Origin of the sequence: Cohnella candidum, assembly GCF_003713065.1 — a bacterium.
In the GTDB taxonomy this organism is placed as follows: Bacteria; Bacillota; Bacilli; order Paenibacillales; family Paenibacillaceae; genus Cohnella; species Cohnella candidum.
On sequence record NZ_CP033433.1, the window covers coordinates 3,567,155 to 3,593,481 of the forward strand.

Annotated in this window: 19 protein-coding genes; 6 read left to right on the forward strand and 13 right to left on the reverse strand. The window is 53.6% G+C overall.

Features of this window, described 5'->3' with window-relative positions:
• Nucleotides 1–23: 23 nt before the first annotated feature.
• The 5 genes from EAV92_RS16210 to EAV92_RS16230 all read right to left on the reverse strand — a co-directional run bounded on the left by EAV92_RS16210 (nt 24) and on the right by EAV92_RS16230 (nt 7,343).
• The gene (locus EAV92_RS16210; RefSeq protein WP_123042067.1) at nt 24–1,328 is read right to left on the reverse strand and encodes a nickel pincer cofactor-dependent isomerase, group 22; all 1,305 of its coding nucleotides are present in this window, start codon (nt 1,326–1,328) and stop codon (nt 24–26) included.
• A 158-nt stretch (nt 1,329–1,486) separates the two neighbouring features.
• Complete coding sequence (locus tag EAV92_RS16215) at nt 1,487–3,145, reverse strand: response regulator transcription factor (RefSeq protein ID WP_123042068.1); 1,659 nt, start codon at nt 3,143–3,145, stop codon at nt 1,487–1,489.
• Entirely contained in the window at nt 3,142–4,845 is a 1,704-nt protein-coding gene (locus EAV92_RS16220) for a sensor histidine kinase (RefSeq protein WP_123042069.1), read from the reverse strand. Before EAV92_RS16220 ends, EAV92_RS16215 begins: the two co-directional genes overlap by 4 nt.
• Before the next feature lie 79 nt (nt 4,846–4,924).
• Nucleotides 4,925–5,503: a dienelactone hydrolase family protein gene (locus EAV92_RS16225; protein ID WP_123042070.1), complete on the reverse strand. Its 579-nt coding sequence runs from the start codon at nt 5,501–5,503 to the stop codon at nt 4,925–4,927.
• Between the two features lie 40 nt (nt 5,504–5,543).
• Nucleotides 5,544–7,343: a diguanylate cyclase domain-containing protein gene (locus tag EAV92_RS16230; RefSeq protein WP_164472813.1), complete on the reverse strand. Its 1,800-nt coding sequence runs from the start codon at nt 7,341–7,343 to the stop codon at nt 5,544–5,546.
• Nucleotides 7,344–7,595: 252 nt separating this feature from the next.
• Here EAV92_RS16230 and EAV92_RS16235 point away from each other — a divergent pair, with 252 nt between their 5' ends.
• The 5 genes from EAV92_RS16235 (at nt 7,596) to EAV92_RS16255 (ending at nt 12,775) form a co-directional block, all read left to right on the forward strand.
• Nucleotides 7,596–8,276, forward strand: coding sequence for a FadR/GntR family transcriptional regulator (locus tag EAV92_RS16235; protein WP_123042072.1), 681 nt, complete (start codon nt 7,596–7,598; stop codon nt 8,274–8,276).
• 125 nt (nt 8,277–8,401) lie between these two features.
• Nucleotides 8,402–9,748, forward strand: a complete 1,347-nt coding sequence (locus EAV92_RS16240; protein ID WP_123042073.1) for an ABC transporter substrate-binding protein — start codon at nt 8,402–8,404, stop codon at nt 9,746–9,748.
• 88 nt (nt 9,749–9,836) lie between these two features.
• A complete protein-coding gene (locus tag EAV92_RS16245) occupies nt 9,837–10,712 on the forward strand; it encodes a carbohydrate ABC transporter permease (RefSeq protein ID WP_123042074.1) in 876 nt (291 codons plus the stop codon).
• Nucleotides 10,712–11,545 carry a carbohydrate ABC transporter permease gene (locus EAV92_RS16250; protein WP_123042075.1) on the forward strand — a complete coding sequence of 278 codons (834 nt, stop codon included), beginning with the start codon at nt 10,712–10,714 and terminating at the stop codon, nt 11,543–11,545. The genes EAV92_RS16245 and EAV92_RS16250 overlap by 1 nt, the downstream gene beginning before the upstream one ends.
• 30 nt (nt 11,546–11,575) lie before the next feature.
• Nucleotides 11,576–12,775: a trans-sulfuration enzyme family protein gene (locus EAV92_RS16255; RefSeq protein ID WP_123042076.1), complete on the forward strand. Its 1,200-nt coding sequence runs from the start codon at nt 11,576–11,578 to the stop codon at nt 12,773–12,775.
• Nucleotides 12,776–13,167: 392 nt separating this feature from the next.
• Here EAV92_RS16255 and EAV92_RS16260 read toward each other — a convergent pair whose 3' ends face one another.
• From EAV92_RS16260 to glmS, 7 genes are all read right to left on the reverse strand, one after another.
• Nucleotides 13,168–15,009, reverse strand: coding sequence for a glycoside hydrolase family 127 protein (locus EAV92_RS16260; protein ID WP_123042077.1), 1,842 nt, complete (start codon nt 15,007–15,009; stop codon nt 13,168–13,170).
• Between the two features lie 25 nt (nt 15,010–15,034).
• Nucleotides 15,035–15,805 carry a carbohydrate ABC transporter permease gene (locus EAV92_RS16265; RefSeq protein ID WP_241158572.1) on the reverse strand — a complete coding sequence of 257 codons (771 nt, stop codon included), beginning with the start codon at nt 15,803–15,805 and terminating at the stop codon, nt 15,035–15,037.
• A gap of 56 nt (nt 15,806–15,861) precedes the next feature.
• A complete protein-coding gene (locus tag EAV92_RS16270; RefSeq protein ID WP_123042079.1) occupies nt 15,862–16,749 on the reverse strand; it encodes a carbohydrate ABC transporter permease in 888 nt (295 codons plus the stop codon).
• A gap of 95 nt (nt 16,750–16,844) precedes the next feature.
• Nucleotides 16,845–18,278 carry an ABC transporter substrate-binding protein gene (locus tag EAV92_RS16275; RefSeq protein ID WP_123042080.1) on the reverse strand — a complete coding sequence of 478 codons (1,434 nt, stop codon included), beginning with the start codon at nt 18,276–18,278 and terminating at the stop codon, nt 16,845–16,847.
• Between the two features lie 119 nt (nt 18,279–18,397).
• The gene (locus tag EAV92_RS16280; RefSeq protein WP_123042081.1) at nt 18,398–20,173 is read right to left on the reverse strand and encodes a sensor histidine kinase; all 1,776 of its coding nucleotides are present in this window, start codon (nt 20,171–20,173) and stop codon (nt 18,398–18,400) included.
• Nucleotides 20,170–21,765, reverse strand: coding sequence for a response regulator transcription factor (locus tag EAV92_RS16285; protein ID WP_123042082.1), 1,596 nt, complete (start codon nt 21,763–21,765; stop codon nt 20,170–20,172). The genes EAV92_RS16280 and EAV92_RS16285 overlap by 4 nt, the downstream gene beginning before the upstream one ends.
• 413 nt (nt 21,766–22,178) lie before the next feature.
• A complete protein-coding gene (gene glmS / locus EAV92_RS16295) occupies nt 22,179–24,011 on the reverse strand; it encodes a glutamine--fructose-6-phosphate transaminase (isomerizing) (RefSeq protein ID WP_123042084.1) in 1,833 nt (610 codons plus the stop codon).
• A gap of 533 nt (nt 24,012–24,544) precedes the next feature.
• Between glmS and EAV92_RS16300 the strand changes: the two genes are divergently transcribed.
• Complete coding sequence (locus tag EAV92_RS16300; protein ID WP_123042085.1) at nt 24,545–24,916, forward strand: hypothetical protein; 372 nt, start codon at nt 24,545–24,547, stop codon at nt 24,914–24,916.
• A 68-nt stretch (nt 24,917–24,984) separates the two neighbouring features.
• On the opposite strand, the gene glmM is transcribed toward EAV92_RS16300, so the two are convergent.
• Nucleotides 24,985–26,325 carry a phosphoglucosamine mutase gene (glmM, locus tag EAV92_RS16305; protein ID WP_123042086.1) on the reverse strand — a complete coding sequence of 447 codons (1,341 nt, stop codon included), beginning with the start codon at nt 26,323–26,325 and terminating at the stop codon, nt 24,985–24,987.
• Between the last annotated feature and the right edge of the window lie 2 nt (nt 26,326–26,327).

The following is a 26,327-nucleotide window of genomic DNA, read 5'->3' on the forward strand; positions in this document are numbered from 1 at the left end:
ATCCGCTCCTTTCCGTTTACCCGTTAGGGTTCGTCCGGCAAATACCCGTCTTCGTCGAAACGCCATTCCTGCGGTTCGCCGATCGCTTCCATCATCGGATGGGCTTCCACGAGCGGCAGCAGATTTTCCGACATCAGGATTTCTTCCATCGCGAGCGTATGTTTGATCCGGACGACCTTCGCATCGGCGTAATTTTTCTTGCCGGTCGTATAAATGGCCACGGATACGGCCTCTTCGTCGTTTTCCAGTATGATCGGCAGCTTTCCGCCGGATACTTCCATCGCGGTAATGACGTTCGTATACATGGGGGCAAAATCGATTTGTTCGACGACGCGTTTCGTCGTAAACTCCGCGAGTCCGATGCCCACCGCGCTTCCCTTCGTTTCGGGAGTCAGTCCCCGGACCAGGATCCTGCTCACGGCAGGCCCGTCTCCGAACGACCGGTTCGTTCCCGAGCGGCCGATGACATTGGGATCCATCCCGCTTCCGCTGATGTTTTTGCCGATCCGGTCCACGATGAGCACATCGATTTCATCCAGCCAAAAACGCGGCATCAATCTTTTCGCCTCGACCAGCAGTTCCTCTTCCCTGCCCGGCAATTGTTCGCGCGGCACAACCTCGATGGCGGCCGTAGAATGGTAGGCGTCTTCGGTGATGGCCACTCCGCCTAGAATGGGCGTCCGCTCCATGATGAACTTGCCCACCGCCGGCAGCAGCTCGCCGAACCGGTCCATGCCGAACTTGTGAAGGTAACTCGCGCCTTTATGTTTGCCGAGGCCGATGCCGAGCATCTTCATGATGCCGCTCTCGATGCGGGCTTTGAAATCGGTATGCGGCTTCACCCGGCATACCACCAGAATGCCGTCGGCTTCCTCGTAAGCCGTCTTATCGAAGTGGACCTCCACGCCGTCCAGCACCTCGCCCAGATGAACGGTCTCCATCGAAGACCGGACCGGCGCGCCGACGAATTCTTCCGTCACTCCGTACTCCGCCAGAATCTTGGTCTGGCCTTCCGCGGTGGCCCCGCCGTGACTGCCCATGGCCGGCACGATGAACGGATCGGCTCCGCGCCGTTTCAGTTCGTGAACCGTCGCGCGGACGATCCGGGCGATGTTCTCGATCCCCCGGCTTCCCACGCCGACGGCGATGCGCATTCCCGGTTTGATTTTCGCGTTTATTTCATCCCGTTCGAATTGATCGGCCACGATGCCGTCGATTTCGTCCGGGCTGATTCGCCTCGATTCGAATGTTTGCCGTACCGGCACCATCCGCGGCAGCGGAATCGGCTCCGAAACGCCGAGCTTGATGCGGCCTAAGTGAAGATTCATGCGATTAAGTCCCTCCCGAGGGTGCAGGTTCCCTTCATCTTAACCCTCGGGGAAAGTGAATCCTATGGCAACAATTTAACAACGGGGATACGATATTAACAGCATTGCGATGGCTTGTACGATGCGAAAAAAAGCGTGCCCGGAAGCGGGCACGCCTGTCAATCTTCCCTGGAGGACTCCAGCTTCTGCCGGTACTCTTGGGGAGTCAGCGAGTAGTATTTCTTGAACACCTTATTGAAATAGTTCGGATTCTGGTAACCCAGCTGCAGAGAGATCTCGTAGCTTTTCATCGCAGGGTTGGCGAGCAGGGAGGCTGCCAGCTCCATCTTCAGCCGGAGCACGTAATCGCTCAAGTTCTCGCCCGTCTGCAGCTTGAAAATCCGCGAAACGTGGACCGGGTGCATGTACATGTAGTCCGCAAGCCTTTGCAGCGAAACGTCTTCCACCAGGTGCTTTTGCACGTAGTTTTTGATTTTCTGCACGGCGATTTCCCGGTCGTCTCTCGCCTCGTTCTCCACGCTTTGGCGGAGCATCCGGAACGAATCGAAGATCCAGCTCTGCAGCGAGGAGATCGAACGGCTCGGCAGCAGTCCCGCAACGTCAGACAACGAGGGGCCGATCATCGCCGCCAGCTCCCGGCCGTTCTTATGCGAGAAGGAAGCGAAAGAAGAGTACACGGCGAAGAAAACTTCCGTCAAATGCTCCGGAGAGTCGGCCCAATTCTGATTGAGCTCGTTCCAAATGCCCGTAAGCTTCTCTTCCGTCAGGTCCCAGTTGCCGGATTCCAACAGATGCAGCAGCAGCGGCGGCTCGTAAAGCTTCTGAAGGGAATGAACCGGCTGCTGTTCGATTTCGTCCGAAACCTGCACGAACAGCCCGTTCTGGTTCCCGACCTGTCTGCGAAGCGCGAGAAGCAGATCGTCGTACAAGCGTTTGACGTCGCGGGGAAATTCGCCCCTTTGGCTGATCAAGACGGATACGGTACCGCGCAAATAACGCTCGACGCTTAACTGCAATTGAGACGCTTTTTGCCGCAGCTCCTGTTCCAGCTCTTCCGGCGGCAGCTCCCCCGCGGATTGCGACGTCGGCGTAATGACGAAAGCCAAATAGCCGTGCACGCTTTTGCAGGACCAGAGGCGGAAGCGGTCCTCGAACCATTCTTCGGCCATGTTCCCGATCGCGTACTCAATCAAGGACAAGCTGTAAAAATCCATTTCCAGCAGTTGGCCTTCCACGCGTACCAGCATGAGCGAGCAAGGCTCGCCAAGTCCGATCCGGATTTTGAGCGAGTCCAGCCGGCTCTCCAGCCGCCCCGGGTAATATTTAAATCCCTGAAGCAGCTCATTGAGCAGCTCTCCCCGCAGCTTCGGCAAGCTTTCCTGGAAAGCCATGGCGACCCGTTCGTGCATCCGGTATTCGTCTCTTTCTTTACGCACCGTCTCCACGGCCAAAGCGACCTTGGACAAAATCTCTTCGTCGCTGACCGGTTTGAGCAAATAATCGAACGTTTCATGAGCCATCGCTTGCTGGGCGTAAGCGAATTCGGCATGGCCGGACAGAAGGATGAATTTGAGCTTCTTCCAGCTTCTCCTAACTTGCGCGAGCAATTCAAGCCCGCTCATGCCGGGCATGCGGATATCGGAAATCATGATGTCCACCGAATTGGTGCTTAAAATCTCCAGCGCTTCCCGGCCCGAATAGGCTTTGAACACGTTCACGACCCCGATGCTCTCCCATGGCAGAGTCTCCGCCAAGCTGTCGACCACGCTGGCTTCGTCGTCCACCAGCAGAAGCTGGATTTTCTCCTGTTCGTTCATCGCTGTTCCCCCCTGTCTTCCCAAATCAATGACGCGCGGAAACCGCCTAACGGTGACTTCGCAAAGTACAGACCCGATTTTCCGCCGTACATGTAAATCAGGCGTTGATGGATGTTCCACAGGCCGGTTCCCGTGTTTTCATCGATCGGCATGCTGACTTTCGCTTGGAGCGCCGCCAGTTCTTCGTCGGATAGTCCCAGTCCGTTATCGTCCACGGTAATGCGGTTGACTCCGTTTTCCTGATCGCCCCTCACGAGAATGATCCCGAACTGAAGGTTGTTCTCCACTCCGTGCAGGACCGCGTTTTCCACCAAAGGTTGCAGCAGCAGCCGGGGAATTTCGAGCGACAGCATCGGTTCCGGCACCTCGATTTCGAACTGGAACCGCTGAAGCCGCGCCGATTGGATATTCAAGTAATTTCGGATCAGCTTCAGTTCTTCCCGCAGGGTCGTCATCGAATTTTCCAGCCGGGTCGTATAGCGGTAATATTCGCCCAGATTAAGCGCCATGTCGACGACGGCTTGCTTGTCTCCCAGGCTGGCCATGTTTTTGATATAGAAAAGGCAATTGTACAGAAAATGCGGATTGATCTGCGATTGGAGCTGCTTCAGCGTCGCCTCCTGGGAACGGAGCGTCTCCTTGTACACCTTGTCGATCAACTCCTGGATTTGCGTCGCCATCTCGTTAAAGCTGCCGAACAGAAAATCGAATTCATTCCCCGGCCGCTTGTTCAACCGGAAAGAGAATTCGCCTTCCTTCATGCGCTGAACCCCTCGCAGCAGGAGGCTGATCGGCCGTTGGACGTTGCGGTACAGCAGCAGCGCGGCCAATACGCTTAACGCCATTAACAACGCGATGGAAGTATAAAAAAGGTTGCGGCTTTTGTTGATCGGAGAAAAATAGCTCTCAAGCGGAACGACGTCAACCAAGTACCAGCCGAGAGAAGGGGAACGGACGTAGTGGACGATATATTTCCCGCCGTTCATCGTGACGTTAAAGCTGCCGTTATCCTTCAGCTTTTGACGTTCCAGTTGTGCCGCCGTTTGCTGCACGGTGGTGTAATTGGCATCGAAACCCATGATCGGTTCTTCGCCGGGGTGGTAGAGAAAAGGCTCCCGCGCCTCCTGTTGCTTGAGCGATACCAGCATGTTCTTCAGGTTCGCGTCGTTAAACCGGACTTCCACCAACAGATTGGGATGCTCGGTTTCCTGAATACGAGAGAATAGATTCTCTTTCAACCCGAAAGACAAGGCGTTCTCGTGCAGCCATACGCCCTTCTTCCGGCTGTTGATCAATTCGTCGCTGTATTTGGCCGAGTAGTCCGTAGAGATGATCTCTTTGGAATCCCGTAAATAAAAGATGATCTGATTGCTCCATGCGCTCGTGGACGTCTGCATATTCAGCATGTCGACGATCCGGGATTGCCGTTGAAGCTGCACGCGCTGGTCGTTTTTCCCTCTGCCGTCCAAGTACTCCCGGATGCTGAAATCCAGGCTGGCGGTTACGGAGTGCTTCACAAGCTGGTCGACCATCATGTCCATCTGGTTGACGAAAAAGCCGAGCCGGCTGCGATTCTGATCCTCGATCGTATCGCGCACCGTATCGATGCTGACCTGGTTCGAGTAACCGTATAAAAGGATGATCGGTATCAACAAACAAAGGATGAGAACGGTTACTTTTCCGAACGTCGTGTTTTTCATCGAGGGCTGCCTCCGCCGGTTTCGAGGATGAATCTAATTAAAACAAAACCCGGTGTCCCTATCAAGGACACCGGGCCATTTACATATTTTTGGAGAGAAAATCAAGCACGCGCCGCAAAAGGAGCGCCGTCGCCTCAGCGTCATAGGACGGTAAACTGCTGTCGGCGAAATAGTGTTGATCTCCTGGGTACAAGAAAAGCTCAGCCTGATGAGCCGACGCCACAAGCTCGCGTGCCGCCTCAACATCGCCCTCGTCCATGAAATAGGGGTCGGCGTCCATTCCGTGAATCTGAACCGGCAGGTCCGCCGGCCAAGGGGAGCCGAACGCCGTAGTCGGAACGCAGGAGTAAAAGAACAACGCGCCGCGGGCTCCTTCACGAGTCTGGGCGAGCTTCTGGGCGGCGACGACCCCGAGCGAAAACCCCGCATAGACGATCTCGGACGGAAACTCTCCGGCTGCATCCGTACCCCGTTCGATGATCTTCTCGAACCCCGCTTCCTCGACATAGGCCATGCCTTCCTCGATCGTGGTAAACACGCGCCCCTCGAAGAGGTCGGGAGTGTGGACGATGTGCCCCTCTCTTCTCAGCTCGTCAGCGAAAGCGTAAATTCCCTTCGTCAGTCCCAGTGCGTGATGGAATAGCAAGATCTCGGCCATCCTTCTTTCTCCTTTCATAAGCGAAGTTATGAATCCGGCGTTATGAGACAGTCGCAGCGACCCGATTGCGCCCATTCAGCTTGGCTTGATAGAGGGCTTTGTCCGCCAAGTCGATCAGCATTTTCGGCTCGAAGTCGGCCTGAGGCACGAGCGACGCCACTCCGGCGCTTATGGTGACGATTTCGCCGGCTTGCGATTTTTCGTGAGGGAGCCTAAGGCTGAGTACGGCCTCCCGTAATCGCGAAGCCACCTCTTGGCCTCCGTTCAGATCCGTGTCGGGCAGCAGAAGAATGAATTCTTCCCCGCCATATCGAGCCGCCATGTCCCCGGGACGCGTGGCGGCCGCATCGATCGCGGACGCCACTTTTTTCAAACATTCGTCACCGCCGAGGTGCCCGTAGGTATCGTTATAAGCTTTGAAATGATCGATATCGCACATAACGATCGTGATCGCACTCGATTCGCGGATCGCTCTTTTCCACTCCGTGTCCAGCATCTCGTCGAAATGGCGCCGATTCGATATGCCCGTGAGTCCGTCTTTCGTCGCCATTCGCGAAAGCATCTGATTAGCTTCTTGCAAACGCAGCTCCGCCAGTTTCCGTTCCGTTACGTTCCGAATGCTAAGCATCACGCCGAGTTTATCGTTATAAGGCACTGCCGCTATGGATACCTCCACATCCATGACCGTGCCGTCGAACTTCATGAACTTGCTTTCCACATGGATAATCGGGTCGTTCTCGGACTTTACTTCCTGCACGGCTTGAACAAAGGAAGTTCGGTACTCTTCGGGCACCAGGGAGAATAGACTCCGGTCCGCCAAATCCGCTTCGTTTTCTATTCCGATCAAGTAAGCCGCCTGTTGGTTGCCCATGGCGATTTTACCGTCAATGGCTACTAAGATCGCATTCGGACTCAATGCAACCAGCCGGCGATGCCTCAGTTCACTGTCGCTGAGTTTCTTTTCCGCTTTTTTGCGGGCCGTGATATCCGCTCCCGAAGCAATCGCCTCGATCACTTTTCCTTCTGAATTCCGTACGGGATTGATCCAGTTTAAATACGTGAATCCGTTAAAGCCGGACTCATATTCGACCGTTTCTCCTGCCCATACCCGTTCATAAATGCCGTTGATGTACGATACCATCGAGGCGGGCATCACTTCTTCTACCGTTTTCCCAACGCAACGCTCCGGCGATAATCCGAGCTGATAAAGCAGCTGCCCGTCCGCCATCGTATAGATGAATTTGTCGTTCACTTTCTTCATCTTGAAGGTAAGCCCTTGCTGCAGGCGTATCGTTTCCGCCAATTCCTGTTTCACGGCCGATACTTCCAGCTCCGCTCTTTCTTTCGAGCGCTGCGCTTCGATCGCTCGATACTGCATCCCCAAAACGAAGATACAATACAAGCTGCAGGCGATAATAAACGACGTATAAACGAAAATCAGCATTTCTGCACGGTGAGGTACCAAGATGCTAAAAGAGATTGCGACGGGAATCAAGGAGACGGCGGTCATCGCCATCCATTTCCAATGGAAGCGAACGACGTATTTCCCGACCCACGCGGACAAGACAGCCATGACAAACGCACTCATCGAGGCCACAATGGCCGGCTCGTTTACGCCGAATTTCAGAATCCGAAAAGCCGCGATCATGAATACCGAGATAAGGGCAGCAGGCAGTCCTCCGAAAAAAGCCCCCATCATCACGGCGATTTGCCTCGCATCGACAATGACGTGCTCTCCCACCTGCACGGTAAAAGTCATCAGCAAAATGCCGATGGAACCGGCACATAACCCGATGATCCCCCTGTTCCAACGGCGGAGGTCATCGGCAAATTTACGCATATACCAGCTTCCGAGCAATGCGCTTATAGTAAGGACGGAAAAGTTATTAAAAAGCTGCTGAAACATGATGCGCCTCCGAACCAAGAATCCAACCTATCTTATTGTCGGTCAAACTGCTATTTTTTGTTAGACTTTCGACATTTTTCACGCCAGTAAAATGGATTAAAATGTAACATTAACTTGACAGTAAGTCGAGAAGTGTCTATGATTTACCTGTCTGATAGGTGAACAGGAAAGAAGGAAAGGTTCCGGATGAAGATACAAAAGATACACCTCTACGAGCAGGTGTCTCAAGAGCTTCAGAAGTATATACACGATAACGAACTGAAGGAAGGCGACAAGCTTCCTTCCGTAGAACGATTGACGGAGATGTTCGGCGTCGGGCGCTCGTCGCTGCGTGAAGCGCTCCGTTTCCTCGAAGCAAGCGAGATTATCAAGATCGAGAACGGTAAGGGTATTTTTGTGAGAGATGTCGATACATTTCGATTCTCGGGCAAGGTCAAGGTTGAAGTGGAGAAAAAGTCGCTCCTCGCCATCCTCGACGTACGCCGCGCTTTGGAAGGCAAGGCGATCGAGCTGGCAGCGAAGCGCATAACCCCCAAGCAAATCAAGGAAATACAAAGCTGTCTGGAAGAATACCGCAGGTTGAAGGAAAACGATGAAAGTACGTCCATGATCGATTTGACCTACCACCGTCTCATTTTCAAGGCTGCCGCAAATCCGATTTTGGAGAGTGTCTTAGATTCCTTTTCGGACCTGTATAATAAATTCTTCTACGAACCGCTTGGCAACAAGCAGCTTTTTGACACGACCTACCCTTATCACTTCACGATGTTCGATGCGATCGCGGCTCACGATGTAGCAGGCGCGCTGTCTGAATTCGACAAGCTGACGAACGCCCTGGAAGACTTGATTAAAACCTACGAAGTGTAAACTGATTTCAGGATCATGAGGGGATTGACAAAAAAATCTTATTCCCCTACTATGAACTTACCTATCATACAGGTTGACAGTTAGATAGCTAGCCGGTATGGTATCTAAATTGGAGGGGGAAGAAAATGGTATTTCCAACTGTTTTGAAAGCGGTTTCTAAATGGGCTGTGTCGTCAGTTGCGCTTGCGTTGGTCCTGTCTGCGTGCGGCGGCAATGCCAACAAGGATTCCGGCGCCAGCCCCAGCGATTCCGGCGGAGAGAAAGTGAAGCTCCGGATGATTGAGAGCTTGACCTCGGATGCCCGTACGACCATGCTTCAGTCCATGATCGACGCGTTCGAGAAAAAGAACCCCAACATCCAGGTCGAATTGATCTCGCCTCCGTTCGACCAAGCGGACAACAAGATCCGCACGATGCTCAGCGCCAAGGAAGATATCGATATCGTCGAAGCACGCGATCTGAACGTTGCCGAGTTTGTCAACAACGGTTATCTAGCACCTCTTAGCCCATATACGAAAAATTGGAGCGAGTATTCCACTTTGACGCCGGCCGCAATCGACGTAGGCAAAATCGGCGACGAATTGTACTTCATTTCCAACGGTCTCTATCAGCGTCAGCTGTTCTATCGCGCGGATTGGCTGAAAGAAGCAGGAATCGCAGTGCCGAAGACTTATGAAGATCTTCTCAACGCTTCCATAAAGCTGACCGACAAATCCAAAAACCGCTATGGCTTCTCCTTCCGCGGCGGCCCCGGCGCGAACAGCGTTCCCGATACGATGATCCTTGCCTATAATGGTGCGGATGTCAATACCAAAGACGCCATGTTCCTGAACAACGGCAAGTCCATCTACTCTTCCGACGCAGCCAAGAAAGCGCTCGAACTGTATTTGAAGCTCTTCAAGGAAGGCTCGCCTCCAGACTCGGTCGGCTGGGGATTTTCCGAGCAGGTTAAAGCATTTACATCCGGCGTGACGGCGTTCCTCCTGCAGGATCCGGACGTTATCAACTCGCTGAAGGAGAGCATGGAAGACGGAACGTGGGCGACTGCGCCGATGCCGGTTGGTCCAGGCGGCGTCGCGCTGATCAACTCCGGCGGCGCGGGCTGGGGAATCACGTCCTTCTCCGCGCATAAGGACGCTGCTTGGAAGTTGATCGAATTCCTGAGCTCCAATGAACAAAATTTGACATGGTCCAAGGGCTACGGCACGATTCCGATCCACACGACGGCAACCTCGGACGAATATTTCCAATCCGGTCCCTACAAGACGCTGCTGGATATGACGGCCGATTCCAAGACTTTCGTCAGCTACAAGGCTCCATTCAACTATCCGGCCAACAGCAAGTTCGGTACGGTGTCCATGGAATCCGGCCAGAAGATGCTGCTCGGCAAGGCTACCGTCGAAGAAACGCTCGCGGTATGGGATAAGTTCTGGGTCGATGCGAAAGCAGAGCTTGAAGCGACTAAAAAATAATCGACGGCGCATAGGTTAACGAAAAGAGAACTGGCAGGCAGCTTCGGCTGCCTGCCTTGTTCCCTGCATCTTAAGGCGGTGAATTCTAATGAAACAGCGGACATTTATATGGCTTAGCTTATTCCCCGCATTCCTGCTGCTTGGCGTCTTCACGTTCTATCCTTTCTTGCGCGGCGTCCTCATGGCGTTCCAGCATTACGAATTGTTCGATCAGCGCAATATTGACTTCGTAGGGCTGGATAATTTCGTGACTGCGTTCAAGGACAGCAAGTTCCTCACCGCGCTTGAGAACAGCGTATATTGGGTCTTTTTCTCGCTGATTTTCCAATTCGCGATCGGGCTCGCGCTGGCGCTCATGCTGAAAAAGCAGTATCGCGGCCGAGGCGTTTATCAGGGCTTCGTGTTTTATTCCTGGGCGCTGTCCGGGTTCCTGATCGGACTCATCTGGAAATGGCTGTTCAACTCCCAGTACGGGGTCATCAACGACTTGCTGCTCAAGATCGGTCTTATAGACGATCGGATCGGCTTCTTGTCGGATCCGCATTGGGCGATGTTCTCGGTCATCGTCGCGAACGTATGGTATGGCATTGCCTTCTTTGCCATCATGCTGCTCGCCGCCTTGCAATCGGTACCGGCAGAATTGTACGAAGCCGCGGACATCGACGGCGCGAACGCGTTCCGCAAGTTTTTCAACGTGACGTTGCCCTACATTATGCCTACAATTATCGCTACCACACTGCTGCGGGTCATCTGGATTTTCAACGACCCGACGCTGATCTACGGCATGACCAACGGCGGCCCCGCCGGAAGCACGCACGTCCTGTCGTCCCTATTAATGGAAAGATTGCTCGCCGGCAATTATGGCATGGCTTCCGCCATCGGCGTCATTATGCTTGCAATACTGATGCTGTATACGGTCTTCTATTTGTTCGTGACGAAGTCCGAGAAAGTGGGTGACTTCTGATGAAGGCAAAAGCAGCGACACTTAAAGGATTGAAAATTCTGTATCTGGCCTTGCATATGATCGTGATGGCCTTCCCGCTATATTGGATCGTGGTCACGTCCTTAAAACCGAAGCGCGAGATCTTCAAACTGCCTATCACGTATTGGCCAAGTACATTTACCCTTGACAATTTCAATCGGATTTTCACCGTTTCCAAGTTCCAGGTTTATATTATGAACAGTTTGTTTGTATCCATCGTGTCCGCGATTTGCGTCATCTTCATCTCGATTCTGTGCGCTTATGTCATGGCGCGATTCACATTCCGCGGCCACAAGCAGATCATGCTCGCCTTTTTCCTTACACAGATGCTGCCGGGCTTCATATCGCTGGCGCCGTTATATCTGATGATGTCCAAGATGGGGCTCACGAACACCCGGTTGTCGCTCATCATCCTGTACACGACGATGTCCATCGCCTTCTCTACCATCATGCTCAGGGGCTTCTTCCAGCGTATCCCGTCCAGTCTTGAGGAAGCGGCGATGATCGATGGCTGTTCGCGGATCTCTTCCCTCTTTCGCATCATTATCCCGGTGATGCTGCCGGGCATTGCGTCAACGTTTATTTTCGCCTTCGTTCAGAACTGGAACGAATTGTTCATGGCCGTCATGTTTATCGACACGAATTCGCTCAAGACGCTTCCCGTAGGCATGAATTCGTTCGTGTTGAAGTTCGATATCGATTGGGGATCCATGTCGGCCGGAACCGTAATCTCCGTTATCCCAACGATTATTATGTTTGCCTTCGCTCAGCGGTATATCGTTGAAGGCTTGACGCAAGGGGCAGAAAAGGGTTAAACAAGTTCCAGCAGGATGGGAGTAGCACACATGCCAACAAGTGAAAGCGATAAGCGCCATTTTTACACTCAAGTCTCTCACGATTCGGTAGATACAAGGCATCACGGAGCGATCTCGATGCCGGTCTACCAGAGCAGTCTGTTCGCCTTCGAAACGCACGAGAAGTTCGACGAGGCGATGAAGGACGTACTGGCGGCCTCTGTCTACTCGCGGGGCAACAATCCGACGGTCATGTATCTGGAGGACAAAATCGCGCAGCTTGAAGGCGGAGAGGCCGCGCGCTGCTTCGCATCCGGAATGGGTGCCATAGCGGCGGTGCTATTTGCGCTTACCGGCACGGGCGATCATATCGTCTGCGTGGACCAAGCGTACGGCCCGACCCGCGAATTGCTCGTCGACCTGTCTAACCGCTTTGGCCTCGAAGTGACCTTCATCGACGGCACGGACACGGACGCATTCGCGGCGGCGATTCGCCCGAATACCAAGCTGTTCTACCTGGAGAGCCCGACCTCGGGGATGTTCGAGATGCAGGACCTGCCTGCCGTCACGAAACTGGCGAAAACCCACGGGATACTCACCGCAATCGACAATTCTTGGGCGACGCCTTATTTCCAGAAGCCGATCGCGCTCGGCTGCGACCTGGTCATGCACTCGCTCACCAAGTACTTCTCGGGTCATAGCGATACCGTCGGCGGCGTCGTCGTCGGCAGCCGCGAGCTCCTCGGACTCATCGGTTCCCGAAGTTATCTGAATCTGGGAGCCGCGATGGCCCCGCAGACGGCTTCGCTCATCACCCGCGGCTTGCGTACGCTGCCGTTGCGGCTTGAGCGCCACCAGGCCAGCGCGCTCAAGATTGCGCAGCACCTGGCGTCCAAGCCGGACGTCGTCCGCGTCAATCATCCGGGCCTTGAGCAATATCCGCAAAAGGAGCTCGCCGACAGCCAATTGACCGGTTACGGAGGCCTGTTCTCTTTCGTGACGCGCCACAGCGTGGAGAAAATGAAGGAATGGGCGACCGGTCTCCAATACTTCCGAATCGGAGTCAGCTGGGGCGGATACGAGAGTCTCGTCACCGCCGGCGCTGCCCCCGCCAAATTCAACGCAGATGGCAGCGCACCGTCGAGCGTTCGTCTGTACATCGGTATCGAGGATCCGGAGGAGCTGATCGCGGATATCGATCGCAGCTGGGCAAGGCTGAAGGAACCTTCGCAGGAAGCCATCTCTTCATAAGACAACGTTTAAACGGCGATCGATTCCCGGCAATCAACCGGGGAGAGGTCGCCGTTCTTTATCCACTAAAAAAACGGTCCCAGATGGTTAGGCAACCTGTTACTTAACAATTAAGTAATGAAGTGCAAAAAAACCAGCAATCACAAGGATTTGCTGGTTTTTCTTATAACCGAGGGAAAGAATCTCAGCAGTTCTAGCTTTCTTTACCAGGACAACCTTTCAAGCATCCCCAGCCCTCCCATTCACCGCGTTGGAAAGAGATGCCTCCGAACTCCGTTACGAGAACCGGTCGTTGGAAATAACCGGTCTGCTCGCATCCAGCGATTTCGTCAATTTTTAACTTCGTCACCTAAATTCATCCATTTTATAGGAAGACAAACTTATGACGATTGTTAATAGAGATATAGGAGCTGGTTCTCTACCTCTCGAATCCAAACCTGCATGAAGCCTTTCTCCCGGTTGTCCCAAGCATAGTAAGGAATCAAAACACAAGGTTTCCCATTTTCCTCTTTACCGGTCATTAAAGTTACGCCTCCAAGCAGATCCGGACGGTAACAAATATGGAACGGGTCCCGGGGAGATAGGGCAAAAGCGTCATCGTTTAATTCCGGATTATCCGCTTGCTCCATACAATAAACAACGGGTCCACGCTGAATGGCAAGACGACCGCGATTGGCTTCTACCTCCGCCCTGGCGCGTACGACCTCCACAGGCATGTCCAGTTGAAGTACGATGGAATCCCCAGGTGACCATTGTCGATCCAGAATCAGGTACCCGCGGTCCGTCAGCGCTTCGGCTCCGAAGAGGGGGGCTCCGCAAACCTCCAGTTTGTAACCCCGGCACCAACCCGGAACGCGTAATCGAACGGCGAATTTCCCTGTTCGTTCAGGATTTACCGCAAGCTCGATCTTGCCGTCCCACGGGTAATAAGTCGTTTGCTTCAGCTTTACGTTAAGTCCGTTGCCGATCTCGAATTCCGCTTCGCCGTTCATGAATTGGTTTACGACGAGTCCGTCGTCCGTCCGCGCATAAGCATACTGGCCTATGGAAGGCAGAAACCGTACCAAATTGGTTGGGCAGCAGGACGTACCGAACCATTCTACGCGGTGGTGGCCGCCTTTCGACGCCAGCGGATTGACGTAGAAAAACTTGTCGCCGGACAATGAAATGCCGGCTAAAGCGCCGTTGTACATTTCACGCTCCACCACGTCGGCATATTTGGCATCGCCGAACAGCAGGTTCATCCGATGATTCCAGAACGCCATGGCGATCGCGGCGCAGGTCTCGCAATAAGCCGTTTCGTTCGGAAGATCGTAGTCCGTGGTAAAACCTTCGTTATCCCTGGAAGGTCCGATTCCTCCCGTCACGTACATGTTTCGTTCCACGGTATGCGCCCAAACGCGATGCAAGGCATCGACATAGGCAAGATCACCCGAAGCGTGAACAACATCCGCCATTGCCGAGTATAGATACATGGCACGGACGGCATGCCCGGTAACCCTTTCGATGTCCCGAACCGGAACATCGTCCTGGCAGTATGCCGGCCCCCATTCTTCCTTATCCCATATTTCCCCCTTGCCGTGGCCATGCCCCCGTTCCTCCAACAGCCAAAGAGCGAGCTTCCAATAACGCTCCTCACGGGTAACGCGATACAGCTTGACAAGTGCCAGTTCGATTTCCTCATGGCCCTCTACCCAATGGCGTTTACCGGGGCCGAATAAGCGGTCGTAATGATCTGCCATCCTGCAGGCGACATCCAGAAGCTTGCGTTTGCCTGTCGCTTCGAAATAAGCGACCGCCGCCTCGATCAAATGACCGCCGTTATACATTTCATGTTTTTCCATGTCCGTCCATTTGCTCTCGGGCGCCACTAATGTGTAGTAAGTGCATAAATAGCCATCCGGTTCCTGCGCGGCGGCGATGAGCTCAATCATCCGGTCGGTTTCCGATTCCAACTCCGGATCCCTGTTCGACATCAACAGATAGGCTGCGCCTTCGAGCACCTTGTACACATCGGAGTCGTTGAAATAGATGCCTTCGAATTCTCCGTCCATCAGACCGGCAGCTTTAGCGAAATTCGATATGCGCCCGGTTTCCTTGCATTGGGCAATGCAGGTCTTTATCGTCACATGTTTTAGGACTTCTAGACGCGGACGCCAGAAAGCGTCATCGATATTCACTTTCGTAAAGGGAACGCTCTGCCATTTCATGATTTGGCTTTCTATGGGTGTCATCCTGTTTTTCCTTTCTTTCGTCAACTCATCCTTTGAGGCCGGTCAACGTAATCCCTTCAAGGAAGTAGCGCTGCCCGATCAGAAACACGATGACGCAAGGCAGCACGACGGCTGCCGAAGCCGCCATGAGCAGATCCCATTGCGCGGTATAGGTTCCCTGAAACATCTGCAACCCGAGCGCAAGGGTAAACAGGCTGTCGCTTTTCACGTAAATGAGCGGGCCCATGAAATCGTTCCATGATCCCAAAAAGCTGAATAAGGACACTACGATAAGAACGGAACGGCTTAGCGGCATGATAATTCTCATGTAGATTTGAAAATAAGTGGCTCCGTCGACGAAGGCCGCTTCATCGAAATCCCGCGGAATGGTTAAATAGAATTGACGCAGCAGGAAAATATTGAAGATTCCGCCGCCGAAATACGCCGGTACGATCAACGGGTAATACGTGTCATAGAAGCCGAGCATCTTCCAACCGAGAAAGCTGGGAATCAGGGTTACGGCCGCCGGCAGCATCATGCTTGACATCAGAATGCCGAATATGGCGTCCCTTCCTTTCCATTGAATCCGAGAAAACCCGAACGCCGCGATACTGCTTGTCACGACAGTACCGACAAGAACGCTGACCACGATGATAAGCGTATTGGTGAAGAAGGTACCGAACGGCAGGGTCGTAAGGGCTCTATGGAAATTGTCCCAATGAAAAGGTTTCGGAATCCATTCCGGCGGCATGGTGAAAATTTGCGATAAATCCATGAGCGAACTTCGCAGCAACCATACGAACGGTATAATAAACATCGCTGAGATCAATAACAAAGCCGTGTAACCCGCCGTAAGCGTAAGCTTCGATTGCCTCACGTACGCTCCCCTCCTTCGTAATGCACCCATGATTTCGAGGTTTTGAACACAATCAAGGTGAAAAACAGGATAATGATGAACAGCACCCACGCGAGCGCGGACGCATACCCCATTTCCGTATCCCGGAAACCCGTTCGCCAAAGATAGAACACGAAAAATAAACTCTTATTGTTCGGTCCGCCTTGCGTTAAAATATAAGCTTCGTTAAACACCTGGAAAGATCCGATGATCGTCATGATGGTATTGAAGAAAATCGTCGGCGTGACCATCGGAATCGTAATGTGACGCAGCTTGCTGTACCACCCGCCCCCATCCACTTCGATCGCCTCGTAATACTGCTTGGGAATGCCTGACAGTCCTGCGAGGAAAATGATGACCGTGCCCCCGATTCCCCACAACGTGGTCAGCACGACGGAAGGAATCACGCTTCCCTCCGAATACAACCAACTTCCGGCCGGCAGATGTAACCATCTGAGCAGAGAGTTGGCAAGGCCCAGATCGGGATTCAGCAGCCACATCCAGATCATGGCCGATGCGACCGCAGGTACGATGCTGGGCAAGTAGATGATCGTACGAAACAGGGCTCTTCCTCTGACATTCAGGTTCAGAAGCAGGGCAATCACGAAAGAAATGAAAATAACGGCAGGTACCCGCAGAAGGACGAAGTAGAAAGTAACGCCAAGCGATTTATAGAACAGTTCGTCTTCGCCTGAAAACAACTTGGAATAATTATCGAATCCGACGAATGCGGTATGCTCTCTGAATACGTTATAATCCGTCAGGCTAAGCACCAAGCTGGCAATCATGGGACCTAACGTGAAGATGAGAAACCCGAGTATGGCGGGCGAAGTGAACAACAACCCGTAAAACAGCCCTTTTCTCATGATTACCTCCGATCTCATAGCTTCCAGCTAAGGAAAACGGCGATCTTAAGCAAGAACGCCGTCTTCCGCAAATTTAAACGCTTGTTCTTTTATTCTTAGCCCTTCACGTCACGGCGGCCCTTTACCTGAGCTTGCGCTTTATTCGCGATTGAATCCATCGCCTCTTGCGCGGATTGTTGGCCGAGCCATACTTTATCCAAGGCGGGATTCACGATATCCATAATCTTGTTGAAGTTTTTGACATAACCCGTCGGCGTTTGGTGGCTGCTATTCAATAGAACGTCTACGATCGCGTCTTTATAGCCCGATGGGCGGGAATCGAGGTTTTCCGTCCATTTGGCGAGCAAAGTCGGTTCCGTATACCAGTCTCGATAAGAGGGCATCCATGTCCCGGCCGTAATCATGTCGATCGCCGCATCCGGGTCCATCAGCGCTTTCATCAGCTCCCAAGCCTCTTTCGGATGCTTGGTTGATTTGAACATGGAGAACATCCCGCAAACCACGGTGGTCATCGGTTTTTGCATAATCGGCAATACTCCGACGTTGTAATGGACTTTCGATTGCGCCAATCCTGCGCTCACCCATTGCCCGTCAATGTCCATTGCCACTTTTTTCGTCTGAAGCGCGATGTTCGGAGCCGGAATGTTCTTGGCTTGGACCGGAGAAGGCGCAACATGATGAACATTGATCAAATCCGCGATTTTCTGAAGGGCCTCTACTGCAGCCGGCTGATTTAGCGCGAAGGATTTCCCGTCTTCGGAGAGGAAGTCCCCGCCGTTGGAGAAAATAAAGTTACTGTAGCTCCCCCACCACGTTGGAAAGTTCACGCCATACTGTTTAATATTTTTGGGATCAAAGTCTGCATCCGTGGCATTCCTGCCCTTGTTGTCGATCGTCAGTTTCTTGGCGACTTCGACGAACTGATCCCATGTCCACGCTTCCGATGCTTTGGACGGCGGAGGCGTTAAGCCAGCATCTTTGAAAATATCTTCGTTATAGAACAAGGCGAATGTCTCGGGACCCGGGCCTAAGCCGATGACGTTGCCCGGCTCAAGCGAATACGAGATATTCGGAACGAGTCTTTCCGCATTGATGTCCGGATCGGACGAGAGAAATTCCTGGAGATTGTAGAATTTGCCTTGCTCCGCAAGCGGGAAAGCAATGCTGGCAGATTCCATCTGCGCGATATCTGGCACGTCATTACCCGCCACCATTGTCGTGAGCTTGGTATCATAGTCAGTGGGAATATGCTGAAGTTTTACGGTGATATTCGGATATTTCTCCTCGAACTTTTTGATGGCTACCTTATAAGCAGCCACTTCCTCCGGCGCTCCCCATACCGTCATGCGAAGCGTGATTTGTTCTTTCGACTGATCTCCGCCGGATGATGCCGAGCTCGCCGAATTGGCGGGGGAAGAGGCATTGCTGCTATCTTGGCCCGAGCTGGACTTCGAGCATGCGGATAGAATCGCAACCAGCAGCAGAAGTAAAGCGATCAGAACGGATATGGATTTCCTTGGTCGTGACATCTTCCGGACCCCTTTCGAGTTTCAACCCTTATTGGTTCATAGCTGCAGTCTATGATGCTCTCATTATAAGACCGTATACAGCGCTTACATAACCCGAACCTGTTTGGAATGGTGGATTATTATTGGGTCTGCAACGGAAGCGTGATGGTCACTTTCGTACCGAAACCCGGATCGGAAGAGATCATGACCCCGTACTCTTCGCCGTACGTCATCCGAATACGGGCGATCGTGTTCTTGATGCCGACGGAAGACGATTCCCGGTATAAAATCGCATGAACCGCGTCGCTGCTCATTCCCCGCCCGTTATCCTCAATCTCAAAATACCGGGTACCGTGCTCGATCCAACCGCGTATTCGAATAAGCCCCCCCGCTTCGGTTTGATCGAAACCGTGCAGGATGGCGTTCTCGACAAACGGCTGGAAAAGAAGTCTGGGCATCTTGTAGTCGTAGAGCATCGAATCGATCTCGTAGCTGACCGTAAATTTCCCTTCGAATCGAACGGACATGATATAGAAGTAGTTTTTCATCCATTCGATTTCCTCGGACAGATGAACGGCTCCCCATTCCTTACGCGAAGTATAGTGCAGCATGTTCGACAAGCAGACAAGCGTTTTACTGAGTTCCTTCTGATCGTTCTCGATGGCCATCCAATTCATTACGTTTAATGTGTTGTACAGAAAGTGAGGGTTCATCTGCATGTTCAGCGCTTGGATTTCCGCTTCCTGTTCTTTTAATTTGATCTCGTAATTTTCCGAAACCAATAAACGGATCCGATCGTTCATCAGATTAAAACGCTGAAGTAATATGCCGAATTCATCGTTGGTGCTGACCACAACCCGGGTTTGGAAATCCCCTTCGCCCACGGATCTCATCGCGCCGAGCAGCTTCTTGATCGGATTCGTGATTTTACCTGAAATGAAATAAGCGAAAATAAGCGCAACGATTCCCATAATGACGGCCAGAAGGGTGGTAGAAGCGCGAATGACCGGAACCAGACTGCCCACGAGCGCGGATTCGGGCGTCATGACAATGGACATCCAACCCGTGACTTGAGAACGGTCGAAGCAGACGATCGTGTTCACGCCGTCCAACGTTATTCTTCGCGTGCCGCTGCCAGCCTGTTGAAGCTGTTCCACCCAATTGTCCTTATAAACTTGCGTGATTCTGCCGGGCTCGCTGTTGGCCACGATGCGATTGTCCGGATCCAGGACCAAAAAACGGGAACCGTCGGGAATGCTTTTCTCGTACAGGGATTTCAACGTGTCCGATTTGAAGCTGATCGTCAGAACAGGCCGTTCTATTCCGGGATCCAGTTTCTCCAAGGTCGTATTGTTTAAATAGGAAAAATCAAGGACGCGCGTCGCGGAGAACAAATAGCGGAAATCGATCTTTCCATCTGCCAAATACGGTTGATTGAACATATCCACGAAATCGTAGGTGGGATACCAAACCATCTTGCCTCCAGCCTGCCGGGCCGCGCGGTAAATATCCGTATTCGTCGGATCGCCTTGGGGCAGCGGCTGGCCGAAAGTAAAATAAGACGTCCACAGCTGGTAAGCGTACACTTCATCGATTTGCGAGAAATAACTTCTTAAAGCGTCGGACACGAGACGATCGGCGGCGAGCAGGTCCGCCTTATTCTCCGGTTTCAAGTGATTGAAAACCCGAAACAATTCCTTGTCTACGAACAATGCCATGCTGTTCTGGTCTATGATCCGCAGCTTGGTGTCCATAATCTCGTTGTTTTTCTTTACGATCTCGTATACGTTTTTCTGCGCTTGTTCCGTCACGACTTGCAGGCTTGTACGATAGAAGAGAGTCCCGAGCACGATCAGCGGGACCGCAATCAGAAATATAAAGCTGGCGAGCAACCGGTAGCGGAATGTGATCTTCATCCTTCTCTGCTCCTTTGCGGGAAGGATGCGTGCTTATAAGCTTCCGGCGACATGCCGTTCTGTTTCTTGAACACCCTGCAGAAATACTTCGTATCCTGATACCCGCACTCGGCGGCTATTTCATATATTTTCAACCGGTTCTCCGCAAGCAATTCCTTGGCCCGCCGCATTCTGGTCTCCGTCACATGATCGGAGAACGTTCTGCCCGTCCTGCTTTTGATCAGGGTGCTGAAGTAGGAAGGATTAAAGAAAAAATGCTCTGCGGCCCGTTCCAGCGTCAATTCTTCCTTGACGTTCTCTTGAATCCATCTCAAACACTCGGCCACGATAATCTCGCTTTTATCTAACCGGGCTTGTCTCAAAGCATCGTGTACATCCCGGAGCCGAATCTCTAGAACCGCCATGAGTTCCGCATAGGTATGGCAAAGCGGAATCACGTTCAAAGCCGAATCCGTGAGAGCGCTTCCAATCTGCCGATCAACGTAATCGCGAATTCTGCTTTTCATCCTCATGAGGGTGAGCGAGGCACATTCTTTGATCAGATTCGGATTCGTATGGCCATTCGCGGCAAGTTGAACGAAAGCAGCCCGGCACATCGCTATGGCAGCTTCCGCATCCCTTCCTTGCACCGCTTCGAACAGCTTCTCTCCGTCAAGAAGGATGGGGTTGCGGGTGGGAAGAAGTTCATCATGGAACAAAATGCCGCTCCAACTCTCATGAAAGTTGTACAGATTGGCGGTTTGGGCTGCCCGGTAAGCCTGAAACGCATCCGTCCATAAGCATCGGCAATCCGGACCGATCCCATGGGTAAGCCGTCCGTGCTTTGCCCACTCTGCCTCTAAAGATGAAACCGTTCGGCGTATTTCAGGCTTTCTTTCTTGGGCAGGCTGAGCTGTTTGAATGATGGTAACCGCTTGGAAGACTTCCTCCTGAAGAACATGTAAGGAGAAAGTACACGCTTTGCCGAATTCAGCCCACGCCTGTTCCAAGTGCTTCAACCATGCTCCGGCATCAAAACCTGCCTTATTGCCCGGTCCGATCCGGATTTCAGAGAAAATAACCGTTCCGCTCCCCTGCATCCACTCTAACGTTTCGAGCTCTTTACGCTCCATATCCGTCAAGCTTCCATTCAACCATGACAGAAGAAGGCGGTTTCGATAGGCAGAGGAAGTGAGGCTTAGCCGATGCTTTAACGCTTCCGATTCGGAATGCTGCCGGGATTCCTCGACAAGCTGGCTTTCAATGCGGCGCAATACGTCTTCTACCTTCCCGGCTTCTACCGGTTTCAAGAGATAATCATAAGCCCCGTGACGAATCGCAGCCTGGGCATATTCGAACAGATTATAAGCCGAAACCATGACAACCTTGGTCCGGAGGCTTTCATCCTCCAGCTTTTTCAAAAAGGAAAGACCATCCATACTCGGCATTCGAATATCGGTTAACACGGCATCGGGCTTTTCAGACCTGACGAGTTCAAGCGCGCTTGCCCCGTCTTTGGCGACAAGAACTTGATCTTCAGGCCGCAGGACATGAATCATACTCGCCATTCCTCTGCGGTGCCTCGGCTCATCGTCCACGACTAATATTTTCATCCCGCTCAGCCCTCTCGTCTGTGCTTTTATTTGTCTCCGCTATCTATTTAGATTAACAGAAAAAAGCCCCTTCTTATGGACAGGCGCTTGAATTTCTCATTTCGTTAACGTGCCGGTGTGAAGCATCCAACGTACCTTTATTATAGAAGGTTAATCGGCATTGAAAAAAGTTGAATATTATTAGATAGGTGGATTATGATTGGTAATTTCCCGCTTTCCGCACGTCAGCCGGGAAGAAGGAAAGCTCATAGTGAAAATACAATTCTCGGGCATGGTCAACGTTGAGGTGGAGAGAAAGTCTCTCCTCGCCCTCCTCGGCATACTCTGGGATCAATTGGCCAGAATATCCATTCTTAATCCACTAAAAAAACGGTCCCAGATGGTTATGCAACCATCGGGACCGTTCATTCATTTTATTCCACCGTAACGCTCTTCGCCAGGTTACGCGGCTTGTCGACATCGTGGCCGAGCGCCAGCGACGCGTAGTAGGACAGCAGCTGCAGCGGCACGACCGACAGGGCCGGCGTGAGGATCGGCAGCGTGCGCGGGATCGCGAACTGGCGGTCGACCGACTTGGCGGTTTCAGCCTCGAACCCTTCGTTGATGATGCCGAGCACGTTCGCGCCGCGGGCTTTCGTTTCTTTAATGTTGCTAAGCATTTTCTCGTACAGGTCTTCTTGCGTAAGCAGCGCGATGACCGGAATCCCTTCTTCGATCAGTGCCAGCGTGCCATGTTTCAGTTCGCCGGCCGCGTACGCCTCGGAGTGGATGTACGATATTTCCTTCAGCTTCAGCGAGCCCTCCAGCGCGACGGCATAGTCGATGCCGCGGCCGATGAAGAACAGGCTGCTGTGACGGGACATGGACTCGGCTACGCCCTTGATCGTTTCCGCTTGCGCGAGGATCTTCTCGACCTGATCCGGCAGCGAATCCATCGCGGCCAGGATGTGGGCCACTTCGTCCTCCGACTTGGTGCCGTTCGCTTGTGCCCAGTAAAGACCGAACAGGTAGAACGCAATCAACTGGGACGTGTAAGCCTTCGTCGAAGCGACGGCGATTTCCGGGCCGGCCAGCGTGATGATGACGTCGTCCGCTTCACGGGCGACCGAGCTGCCGACCACGTTCGTGATGGCGAGCACGCGGGCTCCGCAGCGCTGAGCTTCACGCAGAGCGGCCAGGGTGTCGGCGGTTTCGCCGGATTGGCTGACGACGATGACCAGCGTATCCTTGGTGATGATCGGCGAGCGGTAGCGGTACTCGGACGCCACGTCCGTTTCGACCGGGACGCGAGCCAGTTGTTCGATAACCGTCTTGCCGACCATGCCGGCATGCATCGCGGTGCCGCAAGCGACGATATGCACGCGGTTGAAGCCGCGCAGCATTTCCGCCGACATTTTCAACTCGGGCAGCGTCACCGAACGGCCGTCTTCGCTGATGCGTCCGCGCATCGTGTCGCGGTACGCTTTCGGCTGCTCGTGGATTTCCTTAAGCATGAAGTGATCGAAGCCGCCCTTCTCGGCGGTCATCAGATCCCAATCGACGTGGAAAACGTCCTTGGAGATCAGGTTGCCTTCGATCGTCATCAGCTCGACGGAATCGCGCGTCAGCACGGCCATTTCGCCGTCGTTCAGGATATAGATGTCGCGCGTATGCTCCAAAATCGCCGGAATGTCCGACGCGATGTATTTCTCGCCTTCCCCGATGCCGATGATAAGCGGGCTTGCATAACGAACGGCCACGAGCTTATCCGGCTCGTATTCGGTCAGGACGCCGAGCGCGAACGCGCCTCGCATTTTGCTGACCGCGCGCTGTACCGCCTTGACGATATCCCCTTCGTACTCGACCGAGATCAAGTGCGAAATGACTTCGGTGTCGGTCTCCGACAGGAACCGATGCCCTTGGTGCATCAGTTCTTCTTTCAGTTCCAAATAGTTCTCGATGATCCCGTTGTGCACGACCGAGAACTTCAGCGTGTTGTCCACATGAGGATGCGAGTTCACGTCCGACGGCTTGCCGTGCGTTGCCCAGCGGGTATGCCCGATGCCGACCGTTCCGCGCAGCGGATCGTCCGACAGGCGGCCCTCGAGGTTAGCGAGGCGCCCGACCGTTTTGGTGATTTCCAAGCCTTGCTCCGTGAACACGGCGATGCCCGCAGAGTCGTATCCGCGGTATTCCAGCTTCTTAAGACCTTCCAGCAAAATCGGCTGCGACTCGCGATTGCCGATATATCCAACGATTCCACACATATTAAAATAGACCTCCGTTTCGGTTCTCCGTCCGTCCATGAGCGACCGAAACCCAGCCTGCCAAAGCGTCACGACCCATATGCAAACACAGGAAGTGTCCGCCGTGCAGCCGATTCCGGCCAACTCGGACTTCCCATTCCGAATTCTTATTAGGTTGCATCATATCGGAATATTGTACGCACGGTCACCCGCCGCGTTTTGTCTTCCGATTTGTCGGCTCCGATGCGAAACCGGGAGGTCCCCGCCGAAAACCCGAACGCCTCCACCTCGTCAACTTGCGGTCATCGAAAATCTCCCGTGTCATGACCGGCCAAGTTCTGGCGCTTAGTGTTGCCTCTGTAACCTCTGCCCTGCCTTTCCTTCTAAAGTCTATCCCTCATCATATTCGTTTTGCGCACCATTTGCAACAGATCGCCATCATTCCCCAGGAAATGACACGTTCGCTCACTCCGGCAAGACTCCTGCCCCCTGCATAGATCACCCGGATTCCGAGGACGCTAACAAGGCATACGCGAAGAAACGGAGGCAAAGCGATGACCGAGAGAGCGATACTTGCCTATTTCAATACGCCTGATCAAGCGCACAAAGCACTCGATCAATTGAAACAGCTGAAGCTGATCGAATCGAGGATCGAACGGTTCGACGGCATGCCGGGTGACGGCGTCGACGTCATGATGAACCCCATTCGAAGCGATTTTGACAGCTTGGGAGAACTTACCCTGAACGGCGAGTTCGAAAACAGGTCAGCCGGCATTCTCGCCGCTGCCAGCGTTAGCGCCAGCGGCTACAGCTCCGGCGGGCTGGAAAACCGCGTAACCGGACGCGACGTGCTGCTCACGGCCATCGTGGACGAGCAGGACTACGAACGGGCTTACAACATCGTGCACGAAGCCGGAGCCCTCTAAAACGGAAACGAAAAAGACGCCTCTCAAGCCCGATTCCAGGGCTCGAGAGGCGTCTTCCATAGATCTGCTTATCCTAATTCCGAGCGAATGACGGCTGCGATCGTTTCGACATGCCGTTCGATTTCCTCGATCTCCGGCCCTTCCGCCATGACGCGAATGAGCGCTTCCGTTCCGGAAGGACGGACCAAGATCCGGCCGTTCTCGCCCAGCGCCGCTTCCGCAGCCGCGACGGCGGCTTGGATCGCTTGGTTGCCCGGGTACAGCGACTTATCCGTTACCCGCACGTTCACGAGCGTCTGCGGGAATTTGCGCATGGACTGTTTCAGCTCGCCGAGCGTTTTGCCGGATTCGATGATCGTATCCACCAGCTGGATGCCAGTAAGAATGCCGTCGCCGGTCGTATTGTAATCCAGGAAAATGACGTGCCCCGACTGTTCCCCGCCGAGGTTGAAGCCGCCTCTCACCATTTCCTCCATCACGTAACGGTCGCCGACGGCCGTTTGCACCGTCTGCAGGCCGAGCTTTTTCGCCGCTTGGAAGAAGCCGATGTTCGCCATGACGGTCGTGACGACCGTGTCGTTCTTCAGCTTGCCGGCCCGCTTCATCGCTTCGCCGCAAATGCAGAGCACGTAGTCGCCGTCCGTCTCTTCCCCGTTCTCGTCGATCGCGATCAGGCGGTCCGCGTCTCCGTCGAATGCCAGTCCGAGGTTCGCGCCATGCTCGACGACTTTCTTGGCCAGCTGCTCCGGATGCGTGGAGCCGACCCCGTCGTTGATGTTCAAGCCGGTCGGATCCGTACCGTACTCGATCACTTCCGCCCCCAGCTCGCGGAAGATCGCCGGCGCCAGCTCGTAAGCGGCACCGTGGGCGCAGTCCAGCACGATTTTCAGCCCGTCGAAGCGATTGCCGACGGTCGTTTTCAAGTAATCGATATAATGCTGCTTGGCGGACTCGTCGGTGGCTACCGTGCCGATATCCCCGCCCGTCGGGCGCGGCAGCGTGTCGGTCTCGGCATCCATCAGGCGCTCGATTTCCGCTTCCGTCTCATCCAGCAGCTTGAAGCCGTCGCCGCCGAAAAATTTAATGCCGTTATCGTCAACCGGATTGTGAGAAGCCGAGATCATGACCCCGGCGTCCGCCCTCAGCTGCCTCGTCAAATAAGCGACGGCCGGCGTGCTGACGACGCCCAGCCGGACGACGTCCGCTCCGATCGAGAGCAGCCCGGCGATCAGCGCGCTTTCCAGCATCGCGCCGGAAATTCGGGTATCCATCCCGATGACCACCTTTGGACGCTCCGAGCGTCCCGCCAAGACGACGCCTCCGCAGCGACCGATCCGATAAGCCAGCTCCGGCGTCAACTCGCGGTTAGCAACCCCGCGGACCCCGTCCGTACCGAAATATTTCCCCATCT